We start from the raw sequence: 14,723 nt of genomic DNA on the forward strand, positions 1-14,723 counted from the left end.
AACGCGTGTTCTGATTTGTGCCCGTTTCAGATGTCGTTTTTACCCGGGAAAGCGTCTTTTCCGCTTGCTGCAGGTGCGAGGGCCCCCTAGGTCTGTCCGTGGGACACCCCTCCCCAACGAGGGGCGTGTATCTGGAAGGGTAATACACATGACGATCGAACAACCGGCGACGCGGCCGGCAAATCCGCGTTTTTCTTCGGGCCCCTGTGCCAAACCCCCCACATTTGACCTGACAAAACTGGCTGATGCCGCATTGGGCCGGTCGCACCGCGCCGCTGTCGGCAAGGATAAGCTGAAGGCGGCCATCGAAGGCACGCGCGAGATTCTGGGCATTCCGGCGGATTACCGCATTGGCATCGTTCCCGCCTCGGACACCGGCGCGGTTGAAATGGCGCTGTGGTCTTTGCTGGGTGCGCGCAAGGTCGAGATGCTGGCCTGGGAAAGCTTTGGGTCCGGCTGGGTGACCGATGTGGTCAAGCAGCTGAAGATCGACGCCGAGGTGAAGACCGCGGATTACGGGCAGATCGTTGATCTGGCCTCGGTCGATTTCGCAAATGACGTGGTGTTCACGTGGAACGGCACAACCTCGGGTGTACGGGTACCCAATGGCGACTGGATTGCCGATGACCGCCAGGGCCTGACGATCTGCGATGCAACCTCGGCGGCCTTTGCGATGGATCTGCCCTGGGACAAGCTGGATGTAACAACCTTCAGCTGGCAGAAAGTGCTGGGCGGCGAAGCAGCCCACGGGATGCTGATCCTCAGCCCGCGTGCTGTTGAACGGCTGGAAAGCTATACCCCCGCATGGCCGCTGCCCAAGATTTTCCGCCTGACCAAGGGCGGCAAGCTGATCGAAGGCATCTTTACCGGGGCAACGATCAACACGCCGTCAATGCTGGCGGTCGAAGATTATCTGTTTGCACTGGACTGGGCCCGCTCGGTGGGCGGATTGCAGGGGCTGATCGCGCGTGCGGATGCCAATGCGGGTGCGGTACACGCGTTCTGCGACCAGAACGGCTGGATCGCAAACCTGGCAGAGGATGAGGCGACACGGTCGAACACTTCGGTCTGCCTGAAGTTCACCGACGCGCGTATTCAGGACGGTGCAGCCTTTGCCAAGGCGGTCGCCAAGCGACTTGAGGCCGAGAATATCGCACTTGATATCGGCGCTTATCGCGACGCGCCTGCGGGCCTGCGCATCTGGTGCGGCGGTACGGTTGAAACCTCGGATATTCAGGCGATGCTGCCCTGGCTGGCATGGGCCTTTGCGACCGAGATCAAAGCGCAGGCGCAGGCTGCCTGAGTTTCATGTGCCGGGCTGAAGCCCGGCCTACCCCATCACTGATGTAAGGCGGGCGTCAGCCCGCTACCCCCTGAAGAATTCAAAGGACCAACCAAAATGGCTCCCAAAGTACTCGTATCCGACAATCTCAGCGAAACCGCAGTGCAGATTTTCCGCGACCGTGGCATTGACGTGGATTTCATGCCCGAGCTGGGCAAAGACAAAGACAAGCTTGCCGAGGTGATCGGTCAATATGATGGCCTCGCCATCCGTTCGGCAACCAAGGTTACACCGACCCTTCTGGAAAAAGCCGACAGGCTGAAGGTCATCGGCCGCGCCGGGATCGGCACCGACAATGTCGACAAAGAGGCAGCCTCGAAAAAAGGGGTGATCGTGATGAACACACCCTTCGGCAACATGATCACCACCGCCGAACACGCCATCGCGATGATGTTCGCCGTGGCGCGGCAAATCCCCGAGGCCAGCACCTCGACCCATGCGGGCAAGTGGGAAAAGTCCAAGTTCATGGGGATCGAGCTGACCAACAAGACACTGGGCGTGATCGGTGCCGGTAACATTGGTGGCATCGTGTGCGAACGTGCGTTGGGCCTGAAGATGAAAGTCATCGCTTATGATCCTTATCTGGGCGAAGAGAAAGCGTCCAAGATGGGCGTCGAAAAGGTCGAGCTGGACGAACTGCTGGCGCGCGCCGATTTCATCACCCTGCATGTGCCGCTGACCGATCAGACCCGCAACATCCTGAGCCGCGAAAATCTGGCCAAAACCAAAAAGGGTGTACGGATCATCAACTGTGCCCGTGGCGGTCTGGTCGATGAAGTGGCTCTGGCCGAAATGCTGCAATCCGGTCATGTTGCCGGAGCGGCCTTTGACGTGTTCAGCGAAGAACCCGCCAAGGATAACGCGCTGTTCAACCTGCCCAACGTGGTCTGCACGCCCCATCTGGGCGCGGCGACCACCGAGGCGCAGGAGAACGTGGCCTTGCAGGTGGCTGAACAGATTTCGAACTACCTGCTGACGGGCGCGGTCGAGAACGCGCTGAACATGCCCAGCGTGACAGCGGAAGAAGCCAAGCTGATGGGGCCGTGGATCAAGCTGGCAGGTCATCTGGGCAGCTTCATCGGCCAGATGACGGATGAGCCGGTCAAGGCGATCAACATCCTCTATGACGGTGTGGCCGCTGAAATGAATCTGGCTGCGCTGAACTGTTCGGTGGTCGCGGGGATCATGAAAAAGTTCAACCCCGAGGTGAACATGGTCTCGGCCCCTGTGGTCGCGAAAGAGCGCGGGATCAAAATCTCGACCACCAATCAGGACAAGTCGGGTGTTTTTGATGGCTATATCAAGGTCACGGTCGTAACGGACAAGCGTGAACGGTCGATCGCGGGTACGGTGTTCAGCGATGGCAAGCCGCGCTTTATCCAGATCAAGGGCATCAACATCGATGCCGAGGTCGGCGCTCATATGCTGTACACCACCAACGAAGACGTGCCCGGCATCATCGGCACGCTGGGTCAGACCATGGGTGAAAACAACGTTAACATCGCCAATTTTACCCTCGGCCGCACAGAGGCTGGCGGCGAAGCGATTGCGTTGCTCTATGTCGACGAACCGGTCCCGGCCGAAGCACGGGCAAAGCTTGCCGAAACAGGCCTGTTCACGCAGATCAAACCGCTGGAATTCGACGTCGCCTGATCGCGGCTGTTGAGTTTAAGAAACAGTTCAGGACCCGGTTATACGAATACCCGGGTCCTTTCTTCTCTGATTTCGCAATCTGAGTCACAAGCGAGCTGACTCATACCGCCGGAGGATTCTATGACATTGCCAGTCTATGCCATTGGTGATCTGCACGGGCAGGTGGCCGAACTGGACCGCGCGCTGTCTCTGATCCAAAGCGATGGCGGCCCCGATGCGCAGATCGTGTTTCTTGGTGATTACGTGGATCGCGGCCCTGACAGTCGCGGGCTGATCGACCGCCTGATTGCCGGGCGTGATGCGGGTCGGAACTGGATCACTCTGCTGGGCAATCACGACCGCATGTTTGCCTGGTTCATGGAGGACACGCCGCGCCACGATCCGCATTTGTTGGTGGGATACCACTGGCTGCATGACAGGTTGGGCGGGGTCGACACCCTGCGCAGCTATGGGGTGGAATTCGAAGGTCAGATCCGCCTTGAAAACCTGCACCGTATGGCTCAGACAGCCGTGCCGAAGTCGCACCTGACCTTCCTGCGCGATCTGGTGGTGATGCATCAGACGCCCGAGATTGCCTTTGTTCATGCGGGTATCCGTCCGGGTGTGCCGCTGAATGAACAGCAGGCAAGTGATCTGATCTGGATCAGACAGGACTTCCACGACTACCACGGCCCGCATCCCAAACTGATCGTTCATGGTCACACGCCTGTGGATCAGGCGACGCATTATGGCAACCGGATCAATCTGGACACGGGGGCCGGATACGGACGCCCGACGGGCGTCGCTGTATTCGAGGGACAGAATTGCTGGGAACTGACCGAACAGGGTCGAACACTGTTGACGCCCTGACCGTCCCGCATGGGTATGACACTGGAGATTGGAATATGTACGTCGCCACTTTGCTGACCAACCCGGTTGCACCCTCGCTGGACCGTGCCCTGCCTGAATCGCTGCGCAACGCGTGGGGCGGTGGAGATGTCCTGTGGCTCAGCCCGGACGAGGCGGTCGAGTTTGAGCTGAGTGACATGCCCGCCAATCGCTGGGACGTTTGGGCTGATCTGCAAGGCATGGGCGTGGACCTGATTGTGCAGCCCGCACAGGGGAGGCGCAAAAAGATGCTGTTGGCCGATATGGACAGCACCATGATCCAGCAGGAATGCATTGACGAACTGGCGGATGAGGCTGGCGTCGGCGAAAGGGTCAAGGACATCACCGCCCGCGCCATGAACGGAGAGCTGGATTTCGAAGGTGCTCTGATCGAACGGGTTGGTCTGCTGAAGGATCTGGATGAAAGCGTCATTGGCAAAGTCCTGCGCGAACGGATCACCCTGATGCCCGGCGGACAGGCGTTGCTGGCAACAATGCGAGCCAACGGTGCCTATGCTGCACTGGTGTCCGGTGGCTTTACTGCCTTCACCGCGCGGGTGGCAGAGCTGCTGGGGTTCGATGAAAACCGCGCCAACACTCTGCTGGCCGCAGATGGCAAACTGACGGGCGATGTGGCGCGTCCCATATTGGGGCGGCAAGCCAAGATCGAGGCGCTTGAGCAGATTTCCACGCGTCTTGGGTTGTCCGAAAATGACGTGATCGCCGTGGGCGACGGGGCCAATGATCTGGGCATGCTGGAGCGGGCCGGAACCGGGGTTGCCCTTCACGCCAAGCCGTCGGTGGCCGCGAAATGTGACGTGCGGGTGAATCACGGCGATCTGACGGCACTGCTTTACCTGCAAGGGTACAGTCGCTTGGATTTTACCGAATCCTGACAGGGCTTTTCATTATTTAACATTTGTGTTAAATAGAGGTTATGAGCACGCTTCTGACCACCTTTTCCGCTTTGTCCGATGCCACCCGGTTCTCGATTGTCGAGCAGCTGATGGAGCAGGGCGAACTGCCCGCCGGTGACCTGATCGAAGGGCGCGGAATGTCCGGTGCTGCGATTTCGCGCCATCTGAAAGTGTTGCGCGAGGCAGGGTTGGTGCAGCAGCGCGTGCGGGGCACCCAACGGATGTACTCCATCCGGTCCGACGGGCTGCGGATGATTGCCGACTGGACGATCTCCAAACGGCAATTCTGGGAAAGCAGCCTCGATCGCCTCAGTGATATTATCGAAAGGGAGAAGTCATGGCCGATCTGAAACTGGAACGGGACTTCCCCGTCAGCCCAGAGGATCTGTTTGTATGGATCAGCGACGGCAGCCGGTTGTTGCAATGGTGGGGGCCCGAAGGGATGCACGTGCCTGAGCACAATCTGGATTTCTCGCGCACCGGCCCGTGGTATTCGGTCATGGAAAACGGCGAGGGTCAGCAATACAAGGTCTCGGGCCACGTCACGCATGTCGACCCGCCAAACTCGGTGGGGTTTACCTGGGGCTGGCATGACGATCAGGATCAGCGCGGGGCCGAAAGCCACGTCACCTTCACAGTCACAGCGACGGGCACAGGGTCACGCTTGGTTTTGGACCACCGCGAACTGGCCGATGCCGAAGCAGCCGCGAACCACAATCAGGGCTGGACGTCTTCGCTGCGCAAACTCGAAGCGAAGTGCAAATAAGGTTTCATCAGGGAGGAGCGATATGCCCCAGTATTTGTTTGTTTATCACGGGGGACACACCCCGACCGACCCCGCCGAGATTGAGGCGACCATGGCCGCTTGGGGCGCATGGTTTCAGGGTATGGCCGAAGCGTTAGAGATCCCCGGCAACCCGGTCGGACAGTCCTATACGGTCAGCAGCAGCGGGGTTGTCGACAATGGCGGCGCAAACCCGGCCTCGGGCTTTACCGTGATCAAGGCCGACAGTATCGAAGCCGCGACCGAGATGGCCAAGGGCTGTCCGATGGTCGTCAATGGCTCGGGCTCGGTCGAGGTGGCCGAGGTGCACGAGATCGAGATGTAGGGGCCTTAGCCGGGGAAACCCGGCGCAGGTTTGATCACGCCGCATTCCAGCCCCCGGCGGCTGTATTGCGGGGCGTTCATGAACTTGCGGGTGGCCGGGTGATCGGCCTCCAGCACACCGAGGCTCACCAGAATAGCGGCGATGGCGCATTCGCTGGCCCGCGTGGTGCCATCGGTGATCTTCAGCGCAACGCCCATGCGTTTTTCCGGGATGATGGCCACAAACACCGCCTCGGCCCCGGTCTTGATGGCAACACGCCCGTTCATGGCGCGCATCAGTTCGGTGCAGGCACGGGTCTCACCGGCTACCAGTTCCGGGTGTTTTACCATTGCCGCCACCAATTGCACCGCCGCCTCGCTGGAACGGTCGGACCGATCCGAGGCGCTGGCGAACCATGCCATCGACCGGGCCAGCCCGGCCAGCGACACGGCGAAATTCGGGGCGGAACAGCCGTCAATACCGTAACCGGGGCTGGTTTCGCCTGACGTCTCTTCGATGGCAGACAGGCAGGCCTGCTGCACCGGGTGATCGATTTCCAGATATTCCGGCCCTGCGCCCATATGCTGACCCAGTGTCAGGAAACCACAATGCTTGCCGGAACAGTTGTTGTGGATCTGGCACGGGGTGTCATCCGCCAGGATCAGCCGATCCCGCGCGGCAGTGTCCGCTGGCTCCTGTGGCCCGCAGCGCAAGTCGTGCTCGCTCAGCCCCAGATGATCAAGCCACGCTGTTACGCGGTCGGTATGGATCGCAGCCCCGTTGTGTGACGCGCAGGCCAATGCAAGATGTTCGCTGTTCAATCCGTATTTTGCAGCGGCTCCCGACGTGACCAGCGGAAGCGCCTGAATCATCTTGGCGGAAGAGCGCGGATAGATAACCGCCTGCGGGTCGCCCCAGCTGCGCACGATCTGGCCGGAGTCGTCGCAGATGACCGCGTGGCCCAGATGCAGGCTTTCCAGCAAGTTGCCACGCCACAGTTCTGTCATTGCTACGGGCTGCGTCATCTGGACCTCCGAAATTAATGCGCAAAATTCTGCCAATCGCCCTTTCGCCTGTGGCGAAACCTGCGTTAGTGTGTGTATGTCGGCAATCATCGGAATGCGCAACGGAATAGACGGGCCGGAAGGGTTCGCAGCCATGTCCGATGGATTTGAGGTATCGGTCGAGCTAGGAGGCTGGACAAATGGGATCAATGCTCGTTCGTACGATTGCGGGCCTGTGTGTGGCAGGCATCGCCGCGACTTCTGCAATCGCCCAGCAGGCGACAAGCACAAACCGGGTTGCTGCAAAAACGGACTGGAGCGTTTTTGTCGAAGATGATCCCACCGAATGCTGGAGCGTTTCGGCCCCCAAGGAAACCGTGAACACCCGGGGCGGGCGCGTCGTATCCGTGCGGCGCAGCGACATCCTGTTGTTTGTGTTCTATCGGCCCAATGCCGAGGTCAAAGGACAAGTGACCTTTACCGGCGGCTATCCGTTTGCACCGGGATCGACAGTGAACCTGAATGTCGACGGGTCCGAGTTTGAACTGTTCACCGAAGGTGAGTGGGCCTGGCCTGCGTCAGATGCAGATGACGCCAAGATCGTCACCGCGCTGAAACGCGGAACCGAGGCTGTTCTGACTGCCCGGTCCGAACGCGGCACGCAAACCAAGGACACCTTCTCGCTGCTGGGCTTTACCGCAGCAATCGAAGACGCCGAAAAGCGCTGCACCAAGTAAGCACCCCGACCTAAGCAAATGGTCGCGTCATTGGCGGCGCTTTTCTTATGTGGACTTCCGTCAAGTGGGTCAGTCCATGCTGCGATTGCTCAATCCGCCCTCAAATGGCAGGATTGAGCCCAAAACATCGGATGTTGCGTAGCGATCGAACATCCGCTTTGCGATTTCACGGCAATAGGGAAGTTGGTTCCATCGTGCATCTCCGCCGATCCCGGATACGAAAATCGTGAACTCTCGGCCAGAACGTCCGCCACAAAAGGGGATGTGGCCACCACTTGCAATAACCATTGGCTAAATGGTTTCCTATTCTAATTGTGTCCCGCAATGTGCATGGTTGGGGCCATGTCTTTCACGCTGAAACAGATCAGGTATTTCGCTGCGGCTGCCGAGATGGGCTCGATCAGCGCCGCGTCGCATTCGCTGTCGATCTCGCAGAGCGCGGTGACTGAGGCGATCAAGGATCTTGAGGCGATCTTGGGCGTGAAGCTGTTCGAGCGCCACCCCCGCGGCCTACACATCACGCCGGAGGGGCGGCGGTTTCAGCGCAGCGTCACCGCGATCCTGGCGGAGGTTGCGAATGCGACCCGCGTGCTGGCCGAGGGTTCAAAGCGCGTTGGCGGGCAGTTGAACCTTGGCGTGACCTCTCTGACGGCGGGCTATGTTTTGTCCGAGATGCTGTCGAAATTCCGGCGCCTTCATCCGGATGTCGAGGTGACCGCCATCGAAGATACCGGGGAATATCTGGAGCATCTTCTGGTCGGCGGGGAGTTGGACGTCGCTGTCATGGTGACGACCAACCTGCGCAATGTTCACGCGCTTCAGTCCGAAATTTTCGAGGTGTCGCCCTTCCGCCTCTGGCTGCCGATCGACCACCCGCTGGCCAAGCAGCAAAGCATCGCGCTGCCGGATGTGGCGGATGAACCCCTGATCGTTCTGGATGTCGACGAGATGGAGCAGGAGGCGGTCAAGCTACTCTCGGCCTTTGGTAAACGGCCCAAGCTGGCCTTCCGCACCCGCAGCGTCGAGGCTGTTCGGTCGCTTGTGGCAACCGGGGCGGGCGTCGCGATTCTGCCCGATCTGGTCTATCGGCCTTGGTCGCTGGAGGGCGATCGCATCGTCAGCCGGGATGTCTCCGGGACGTTGCCGGTAGTCCAGGTCGGGCTGGTCTGGCGCAAAGGCGCCGGAATGTCCGAAGCCACGCGCGAGTTTATCACGATGATGCAGACACTAACCGCGTCCGGGGTCCGGTGACGGTGTCAGGCATCGGAAGAAACGATACCTAACCATCTGATTTTTGAATTTGCGATATCTGGCCGCAGGGCGCATCCTTTCAAAAAACATATCGAACTTTGGGAGGAGTGATATGAAACGCTATCTGAAATCCTGCACCATGCTGACCTTTGCGGTCGGTATCGCAGCTCAGCCGGTCTATGCCGAGATGATGACCTCGCTCGGCGCGGGCGAAGGCCAAGTCAGCATCGTCGCCTGGCCCGGTTATATCGAGCGTGGCGAAACGATGGAGGCCTTCGACTGGGTGACCGGCTTCGAGGCCGCCACTGGCTGTATGGTCAATGTCAAAACCGCGAACACCTCGGACGAGATGGTCGCGCTGATGAACGAAGGCGGGTTTGACCTTGTCACCGCGTCGGGCGACGCGTCGCTGCGCATGATTGCCGGTCGTCGGGTTCAGGAAATCAACCCGGCGCTGATCCCGTCCTGGGGCACTCTGGACCCGCGTCTGGAAAGCGCACCCTGGCATACCGTCGACGGCAAGCATTACGGCACGCCCTATATGTGGGGCCCGAACGTGCTGATGTATAACACCGAGGCCTTTGGCGGCAACGCGCCGACCTCGTGGAATGTGGTCTTTGAAGAGCAGACCCTGCCGGACGGGCAGAGCAACTCGGGCCGCGTGCAGGCCTATGACGGACCGATCCACATCGCCGATGCCGCGCTCTACCTGATGCATCACCAGCCGGAGCTGGGCATTACATCGCCCTACGAGCTGAACGAAGAGCAATATGCGGTTGCGCTGGATTTGCTGCGCGGTCAGCGCAAGCTGGTCGGCCGCTACTGGCATGACGCCTTCATCCAGATCGACGACTTCAAGAACGAAGGCATGGCGGCCTCGGGCTCGTGGCCGTTCCAGGTGAACCTGCTGCAGGGTGATGGCGCACCGATCGCCTCGGTCATCCCGGTCGAGGGCGCAACGGGCTGGGCCGACACCACCATGATGCATGCCGATGCCGAGCATCCGAACTGTGCCTATATGTGGATGGAACACACGCTGAGCTCGAACCTAATGAGCGACCTGTCGGTCTGGTTCGGTGCCAACCCGGCTGTGCCCGCCGCCTGTACCGATGGCCGCGGCATGCAGAATGCCGAGGGCTGCACCAAGAACGGCTTTGACGATTTCGAGCGTATCGCGTTCTGGCAGACCCCGGTCAGTAAATGTGAAAGCCAGGGCGAATGTGTGCCCTACTATCGTTGGGTCTCGGATTATATCGGCGTCATTGGCGGCCGTTGATTTGACCTGAAACCTCTGCCGTCCCGGTCCTGCGGGGCGGCAGACTGCTATCCTAGAGAGACACCATGACTACTGCCGTCCGATTCCGCGGCGTTTCCCGCCATTTCGGAAATGTGAAAGCTGTTGACCGCGTAGACCTTGAGGTTGCGCCCGGTGAGTTCTTTGCCATGCTTGGCCCGTCGGGCTCGGGCAAGACGACCTGCCTGCGGCTGATCGCCGGGTTCGAACAGCCGACCTCTGGCGAGATCGAGATTTTTGGAGCGGAATCCTCGCGCGTGCCGCCCTATCGCCGCCCTGTGAACACCGTCTTTCAGGACTATGCGCTGTTTCCCCATCTCAGCGTGACCGATAACGTCGCCTACGGGTTGATGATCAAGGGGCTGGGCAAAGCCGAGCGCCGCCGCGCCGCCGAAGAGGCGCTGGAGCTTGTCGCACTGCCGGGTTATGGCGGCCGCAAGCCCTCGGACCTGTCCGGCGGACAGCGTCAGCGTGTCGCGCTGGCCCGTGCGCTGGTCAACAACCCCAAGGTTCTGCTGCTGGACGAGCCGCTGGGCGCGCTGGACCTCAAGCTGCGCGAGGCCATGCAGGAAGAGCTGAAAAGCCTTCAACGGCAGCTGGGCATCACCTTTGTCTTTGTCACCCATGATCAGAGCGAAGCCTTGTCGATGGCCGATCGGGTTGCCGTTTTCGATCAGGGCAAGATCCAGCAAATCGGCTCGCCCGAGGATATCTATGACCGCCCCGACACGCCGTTCGTGGCGGATTTCGTGGGCTCTTCCAACGTGCTCCACCCAGAGCTGGTCCGCAAACTGACCGGCAAATCGGCCCATGCCAGCCTGCGCCCCGAGGCGATCCGCCTGACCAGTGAAGGCCCGGCGGCCACGGTGCAGTCCTGCGCCTTTCTGGGCTCGGCGACCCGTGTTTCGCTGGACTGGGATGGCGAACAGGTCGCCGTTCTTCTGCCCAAAGGCGCAGAGATACCGGTGCCGGGTCAGACTGTTCACCTGTCCTGGGAGGCCGATGCGCTTTACCTGATGGAGGGCGCTAATGGCTGACGCACGCCCAAACGGCGCGTTCGGACGCCTGTCGGATCTGCTCTGGCGCAGGCCGCGGGTTCTGCTTCTGCTGCTGATCGGCCCGCCCGCCTTGTGGCTTGGCGTGATCTATCTGGGGTCGCTCTTTGCGCTGCTTGCGCAAAGCTTCTTCTCGATTGACGAGTTCTCGGGCCTGATCAATTACGAATTCACCCTGCGCACTTATGGCGAGCTATTCCGCCCGGCCAATCTGGATATCATCCTGCGCACCGTGGTGATGGCGACCAGCGTGACCATCGCGGCCGCGGTGATCGGCTTTCCGGTCGCCTATTACGCCGCGCGTTTCGCGCGTGGGCGCTGGAAGGCGCTGTTTTATCTGGGCGTGATGCTGCCGCTTTGGTCCAGCTATCTGGTCAAGGTCTATAGCTGGAAGCTGATCCTTGCGAAGGAGGGCATCCTGAGCTGGGTCTTTGCAGAGCTGCACCTGACCTGGCTGCTCGAGGCCTACCTCTCGATCCCGGTGCTGGGCGGTAACTCGCTTTCGGTCAGCTGGACCGGCACCTTCCTTGTGTTCCTCTATGTGTGGATCCCCTTCATGATCCTGCCAATCCAGGCGGCGCTCGAGCGCGTTCCGGCCTCGATGCTCGAGGCCAGCGGAGACCTGGGCGCCCGGCCGGGCCAGACCTTTCGCCATGTGTTGCTGCCGCTCGCGCTGCCGGGTGTCATTGCGGGGTCGATCTTTACCTTCTCGCTGACGCTGGGTGACTACATCATTCCGCAGATCGTTGGCACCTCGGCCAGGATGATCGGTCAGGCGGTCTATCAGTTCCAGGGCACGGCCGGGAATATTCCGCTTGCGGCCGCCTTTGCCATCGTTCCGATCCTGATCATGGGCGTCTATCTCTATGTCGCACAACGAAAGGGGGCTTTCGATGCACTCTGACCGCGCCTCCTTCGGCCTGAAACTCGCAGCAGGGGCGGGGCTGACTTTCATGCACCTGCCGATCCTGTTGATCTTCGTCTATGCCTTCACGACCGAGGACAAATCCTATCAATGGCCGCCCCCCGGCCTGACACTGAAATGGTTCGCCGTCACCTGGGAGCGTCCGGACGTCTGGGAGGCTCTCTCCCTGTCGGTGCGGGTTGCCAGCATCTCGACCGTGATCGCGCTTCTGTTGGGCACGCTCTGCGCGGCGGCCGTGGCACGCGCCAAGTTCTTTGGTCGCGAGACGATCTCGCTGCTTGTGATCCTGCCGATTGCACTTCCCGGCATCATCACCGGCATCTCGCTGCGGGCGGCCTTTAACCTGGGGGACATCCCGTTCAGCTTCTGGACCATCGTCCTGGGCCACGCGACTTTCTGCATCGTGGTTGTCTACAACAACGCGGTGGCGCGGTTCCGGCGGACTTCGGGCAGCCTGGTCGAGGCCTCTATGGATCTGGGCGCGAATACCTTCCAGACCTTCCGCTATGTCATCCTGCCCAATATCGCCACGGCGCTTCTGGCGGGCGGCATGCTGGCCTTCGCCCTCAGCTTTGACGAGGTGATCGTGACCACCTTTACCGCCGGGCAGCAGCAGACGCTCCCAATCTGGATGTTGGAAGAGCTGGTGCGCCCCCGTCAGCGCCCCGTGACGAATGTCGTTGCCATGGTCGTGGTGCTGGTGACCTTCCTGCCGATCCTCGGCGCATATTATCTGACCCGCGGCACGGAGAGCGTGGCCGGGCAAGGCAAATAAAGTAGAAAGGGCTCCCTGATGGAAACCAACATGCTGATTGGCAATTCTTTCGAAGCAGGCACGGATCAGGAAGAAATGGTCCTGAACCCCCGCACGGGCGAGGTGATTGTCCAGATCCCCGAGGCCGACCCGGCGCAGATCGACCGCGCCGTCACGGCGGCGCGCGCGGCCTTCACCGGCTGGGCGCTGACCACCCCCGGCGAGCGCGCGGGCTATCTGCTGCGGATCGCGGATGCGGTCGAGGCCAATCTGGAGATGCTCTCCCAGCTAGAGGCACTGAACTGCGGCAAGCCGATCGACGGTGTGCGCAATGACGAAATTCCGGCGGTCGCGGATTGTTTCCGCTTCTTCGCGGGCGCGGTGCGCAACATGCATGGGCCGATTGCCGGGAATTACCTGCCGGGCCATACCAGCATGATCCGCCGCGACCCGATCGGCGTCGTCGCCTCGATTGCGCCGTGGAACTATCCGATCATGATGATGGCCTGGAAACTGGCTCCGGCCCTTGCAGGCGGCAACACCGTTGTCATGAAACCGTCCGAGCAGACGCCCCTGACCGCACTGGCTTTCGCCAAGATCCTAGCCGATATCCTGCCGGAAGGCGTGGTGAACGTGATCGCCGGCAAGGGCGGCTCGGTCGGGAACGCGCTGATCAACCATGACGGCGTCGATATGGTCTCGATCACCGGGGATGTGGCGACGGGGAAAAAGGTGCTTCAGGCCGCCTCGCGCACCGTCAAGCGCACCCATCTGGAGCTAGGCGGCAAGGCTCCGGTCATCGTCTATGACGATGCCGACCTGTCGGCGGTGGTCGAAGGGCTCAAGGCCTTTGGCTATTACAATGCCGGGCAGGACTGCACCGCAGCCTGCCGGATCTATGCGGGCGCAGGGATCTATGAAAACCTTGTGGCCGAGCTGTCCGACGCAGCGGCCAGCATCGTCTATAACAATGCCGATGACAGCCTGAACGAGATCCCGCCGCTGATCTCGCCGCGCCAGCGCGACCGGGTCGCCAGCTTTGTCCAGCGCGCCGCTGACCTCTCGCATGTCGAGATCGCCACCGGTGGCGCAACGGTGGACGGGCCGGGCTTCTACTACAAACCCACCGTCGTCGCAGGCGCCCGCCAGGAAGACGAAATCGTCCAGCGCGAAGTGTTCGGCCCCGTGGTCTCGGTCACCCGGTTCACCGAGGACGACCCGGTCGTCGATTGGGCCAATGACAGCCAATACGGCCTGGCCTCGTCGGTCTGGACCGGAAATATCGGCCGAGCGATGGATGTCGCCGCCAGGCTGCAATACGGCTGCACCTGGGTGAACACACATTTCATGCTGACAACGGAAATGCCGCATGGCGGGCTCAAGCAATCGGGCTATGGCAAGGACATGTCCATGTATGCGCTCGAGGATTACACTGCGGTCAGACACATCATGGTGGCGCATTGACTGCGAAACTGGAGTTTCCGGTCTTGAACAACTCGGCACTTGGGAAAGCGTCGCGTCACCCCTTGCAACGGGGGTGTCCGGACGTTTGGAAAGTTGGGCGCTTCAGCAGGGGAAGCCGCCGTTCGCAATTCTGAGTCCAAGGCCCGGAAGGTCCGCAGACTGTGAGTTCGTGCACCCTGAAAATTTGCGCCTGCAGCGAACGGCCGGTTCGACGGGCCGCACCGCAGCGGCGACATGTGTCGATGAACGTCCGCTTCGGGCCGATATTGTTGAAAAACAACGTGTTGCTGGCGCAGAGAGAGGCGTACCGAACTGAGCGCGAGTGCCTTTCTTGTCAGGCTTTGCTCGTTTGCTGCGGTGCGGGAAAGATCT

15 protein-coding genes are annotated in these 14,723 nt (G+C 60.8%); 14 read left to right on the top strand and 1 reads right to left on the bottom strand.

Going from position 1 to position 14,723, the window contains the following annotated elements:
• Positions 1-148 precede the first annotated feature (148 nt).
• The 7 genes from ACR0BK_RS09305 (at position 149) to ACR0BK_RS09335 (ending at position 5,888) form a co-directional block, all read left to right on the top strand.
• A complete protein-coding gene (locus ACR0BK_RS09305) occupies positions 149-1,303 on the top strand; it encodes a phosphoserine transaminase (RefSeq protein WP_480474210.1) in 1,155 nt (384 codons plus the stop codon).
• A 96-nt stretch (positions 1,304-1,399) separates the two neighbouring features.
• Positions 1,400-2,995, top strand: a complete 1,596-nt coding sequence (serA, locus tag ACR0BK_RS09310; protein ID WP_480493919.1) for a phosphoglycerate dehydrogenase — start codon at positions 1,400-1,402, stop codon at positions 2,993-2,995.
• A 120-nt stretch (positions 2,996-3,115) separates the two neighbouring features.
• Positions 3,116-3,844, top strand: a complete 729-nt coding sequence (locus ACR0BK_RS09315) for a metallophosphoesterase family protein (protein ID WP_480554426.1) — start codon at positions 3,116-3,118, stop codon at positions 3,842-3,844.
• Positions 3,845-3,879: 35 nt separating this feature from the next.
• A complete protein-coding gene (serB, locus tag ACR0BK_RS09320) occupies positions 3,880-4,758 on the top strand; it encodes a phosphoserine phosphatase SerB (RefSeq protein ID WP_480554427.1) in 879 nt (292 codons plus the stop codon).
• 41 nt (positions 4,759-4,799) lie between these two features.
• Positions 4,800-5,129 (top strand): ArsR/SmtB family transcription factor, encoded by a 330-nt coding sequence (locus tag ACR0BK_RS09325; protein ID WP_480554429.1) that lies wholly within the window; start codon positions 4,800-4,802, stop codon positions 5,127-5,129.
• Positions 5,117-5,545: an SRPBCC family protein gene (locus tag ACR0BK_RS09330; protein WP_480554430.1), complete on the top strand. Its 429-nt coding sequence runs from the start codon at positions 5,117-5,119 to the stop codon at positions 5,543-5,545. The genes ACR0BK_RS09325 and ACR0BK_RS09330 overlap by 13 nt, the downstream gene beginning before the upstream one ends.
• Positions 5,546-5,567: 22 nt before the next feature.
• The gene (locus ACR0BK_RS09335) at positions 5,568-5,888 is read left to right on the top strand and encodes a YciI family protein (RefSeq protein WP_267364302.1); all 321 of its coding nucleotides are present in this window, start codon (positions 5,568-5,570) and stop codon (positions 5,886-5,888) included.
• A gap of 5 nt (positions 5,889-5,893) precedes the next feature.
• On the opposite strand, the gene ACR0BK_RS09340 is transcribed toward ACR0BK_RS09335, so the two are convergent.
• Complete coding sequence (locus ACR0BK_RS09340) at positions 5,894-6,892, bottom strand: asparaginase (protein ID WP_480554431.1); 999 nt, start codon at positions 6,890-6,892, stop codon at positions 5,894-5,896.
• A 179-nt stretch (positions 6,893-7,071) separates the two neighbouring features.
• Between ACR0BK_RS09340 and ACR0BK_RS09345 the strand changes: the two genes are divergently transcribed.
• The 7 genes from ACR0BK_RS09345 to ACR0BK_RS09375 all read left to right on the top strand — a co-directional run bounded on the left by ACR0BK_RS09345 (position 7,072) and on the right by ACR0BK_RS09375 (position 14,351).
• Entirely contained in the window at positions 7,072-7,608 is a 537-nt protein-coding gene (locus tag ACR0BK_RS09345; protein WP_480474205.1) for an invasion associated locus B family protein, read from the top strand.
• A 342-nt stretch (positions 7,609-7,950) separates the two neighbouring features.
• Positions 7,951-8,859: a LysR family transcriptional regulator gene (locus ACR0BK_RS09350; RefSeq protein WP_480521412.1), complete on the top strand. Its 909-nt coding sequence runs from the start codon at positions 7,951-7,953 to the stop codon at positions 8,857-8,859.
• 112 nt (positions 8,860-8,971) lie between these two features.
• The gene (locus tag ACR0BK_RS09355; RefSeq protein WP_480521410.1) at positions 8,972-10,135 is read left to right on the top strand and encodes an ABC transporter substrate-binding protein; all 1,164 of its coding nucleotides are present in this window, start codon (positions 8,972-8,974) and stop codon (positions 10,133-10,135) included.
• Positions 10,136-10,200: 65 nt separating this feature from the next.
• Complete coding sequence (locus ACR0BK_RS09360; RefSeq protein ID WP_480521408.1) at positions 10,201-11,190, top strand: ABC transporter ATP-binding protein; 990 nt, start codon at positions 10,201-10,203, stop codon at positions 11,188-11,190.
• Positions 11,183-12,112: an ABC transporter permease gene (locus ACR0BK_RS09365; RefSeq protein ID WP_209598102.1), complete on the top strand. Its 930-nt coding sequence runs from the start codon at positions 11,183-11,185 to the stop codon at positions 12,110-12,112. The genes ACR0BK_RS09360 and ACR0BK_RS09365 overlap by 8 nt, the downstream gene beginning before the upstream one ends.
• Entirely contained in the window at positions 12,102-12,908 is an 807-nt protein-coding gene (locus ACR0BK_RS09370) for an ABC transporter permease (RefSeq protein ID WP_480521406.1), read from the top strand. The genes ACR0BK_RS09365 and ACR0BK_RS09370 overlap by 11 nt, the downstream gene beginning before the upstream one ends.
• Before the next feature lie 18 nt (positions 12,909-12,926).
• Positions 12,927-14,351: a gamma-aminobutyraldehyde dehydrogenase gene (locus ACR0BK_RS09375; RefSeq protein WP_480554432.1), complete on the top strand. Its 1,425-nt coding sequence runs from the start codon at positions 12,927-12,929 to the stop codon at positions 14,349-14,351.
• Positions 14,352-14,723: the final 372 nt, after the last annotated feature.

This window comes from Ruegeria sp. AF1 (assembly GCF_056542125.1).

What these genes read in the sequence shown, in the direction of transcription:
- ACR0BK_RS09345 (WP_480474205.1), top strand. Translation starts at nt 7,072, where the DNA reads ATGGGATCAATGCTCGTTCGTACGATTGCGGGCCTGTGTGTGGCAGGC.
- ACR0BK_RS09305 (WP_480474210.1), top strand. Translation starts at nt 149, where the DNA reads ATGACGATCGAACAACCGGCGACGCGGCCGGCAAATCCGCGTTTTTCT.
- serB (WP_480554427.1), top strand. Translation starts at nt 3,880, where the DNA reads ATGTACGTCGCCACTTTGCTGACCAACCCGGTTGCACCCTCGCTGGAC.
- ACR0BK_RS09355 (WP_480521410.1), top strand. Translation starts at nt 8,972, where the DNA reads ATGAAACGCTATCTGAAATCCTGCACCATGCTGACCTTTGCGGTCGGT.
- ACR0BK_RS09370 (WP_480521406.1), top strand. Translation starts at nt 12,102, where the DNA reads ATGCACTCTGACCGCGCCTCCTTCGGCCTGAAACTCGCAGCAGGGGCG.
- ACR0BK_RS09340 (WP_480554431.1), bottom strand. Translation starts at nt 6,892, where the DNA reads ATGACGCAGCCCGTAGCAATGACAGAACTGTGGCGTGGCAACTTGCTG.
- ACR0BK_RS09325 (WP_480554429.1), top strand. Translation starts at nt 4,800, where the DNA reads ATGAGCACGCTTCTGACCACCTTTTCCGCTTTGTCCGATGCCACCCGG.
- serA (WP_480493919.1), top strand. Translation starts at nt 1,400, where the DNA reads ATGGCTCCCAAAGTACTCGTATCCGACAATCTCAGCGAAACCGCAGTG.
- ACR0BK_RS09330 (WP_480554430.1), top strand. Translation starts at nt 5,117, where the DNA reads ATGGCCGATCTGAAACTGGAACGGGACTTCCCCGTCAGCCCAGAGGAT.
- ACR0BK_RS09360 (WP_480521408.1), top strand. Translation starts at nt 10,201, where the DNA reads ATGACTACTGCCGTCCGATTCCGCGGCGTTTCCCGCCATTTCGGAAAT.
- ACR0BK_RS09365 (WP_209598102.1), top strand. Translation starts at nt 11,183, where the DNA reads ATGGCTGACGCACGCCCAAACGGCGCGTTCGGACGCCTGTCGGATCTG.
- ACR0BK_RS09375 (WP_480554432.1), top strand. Translation starts at nt 12,927, where the DNA reads ATGGAAACCAACATGCTGATTGGCAATTCTTTCGAAGCAGGCACGGAT.
- ACR0BK_RS09350 (WP_480521412.1), top strand. Translation starts at nt 7,951, where the DNA reads ATGTCTTTCACGCTGAAACAGATCAGGTATTTCGCTGCGGCTGCCGAG.
- ACR0BK_RS09335 (WP_267364302.1), top strand. Translation starts at nt 5,568, where the DNA reads ATGCCCCAGTATTTGTTTGTTTATCACGGGGGACACACCCCGACCGAC.
- ACR0BK_RS09315 (WP_480554426.1), top strand. Translation starts at nt 3,116, where the DNA reads ATGACATTGCCAGTCTATGCCATTGGTGATCTGCACGGGCAGGTGGCC.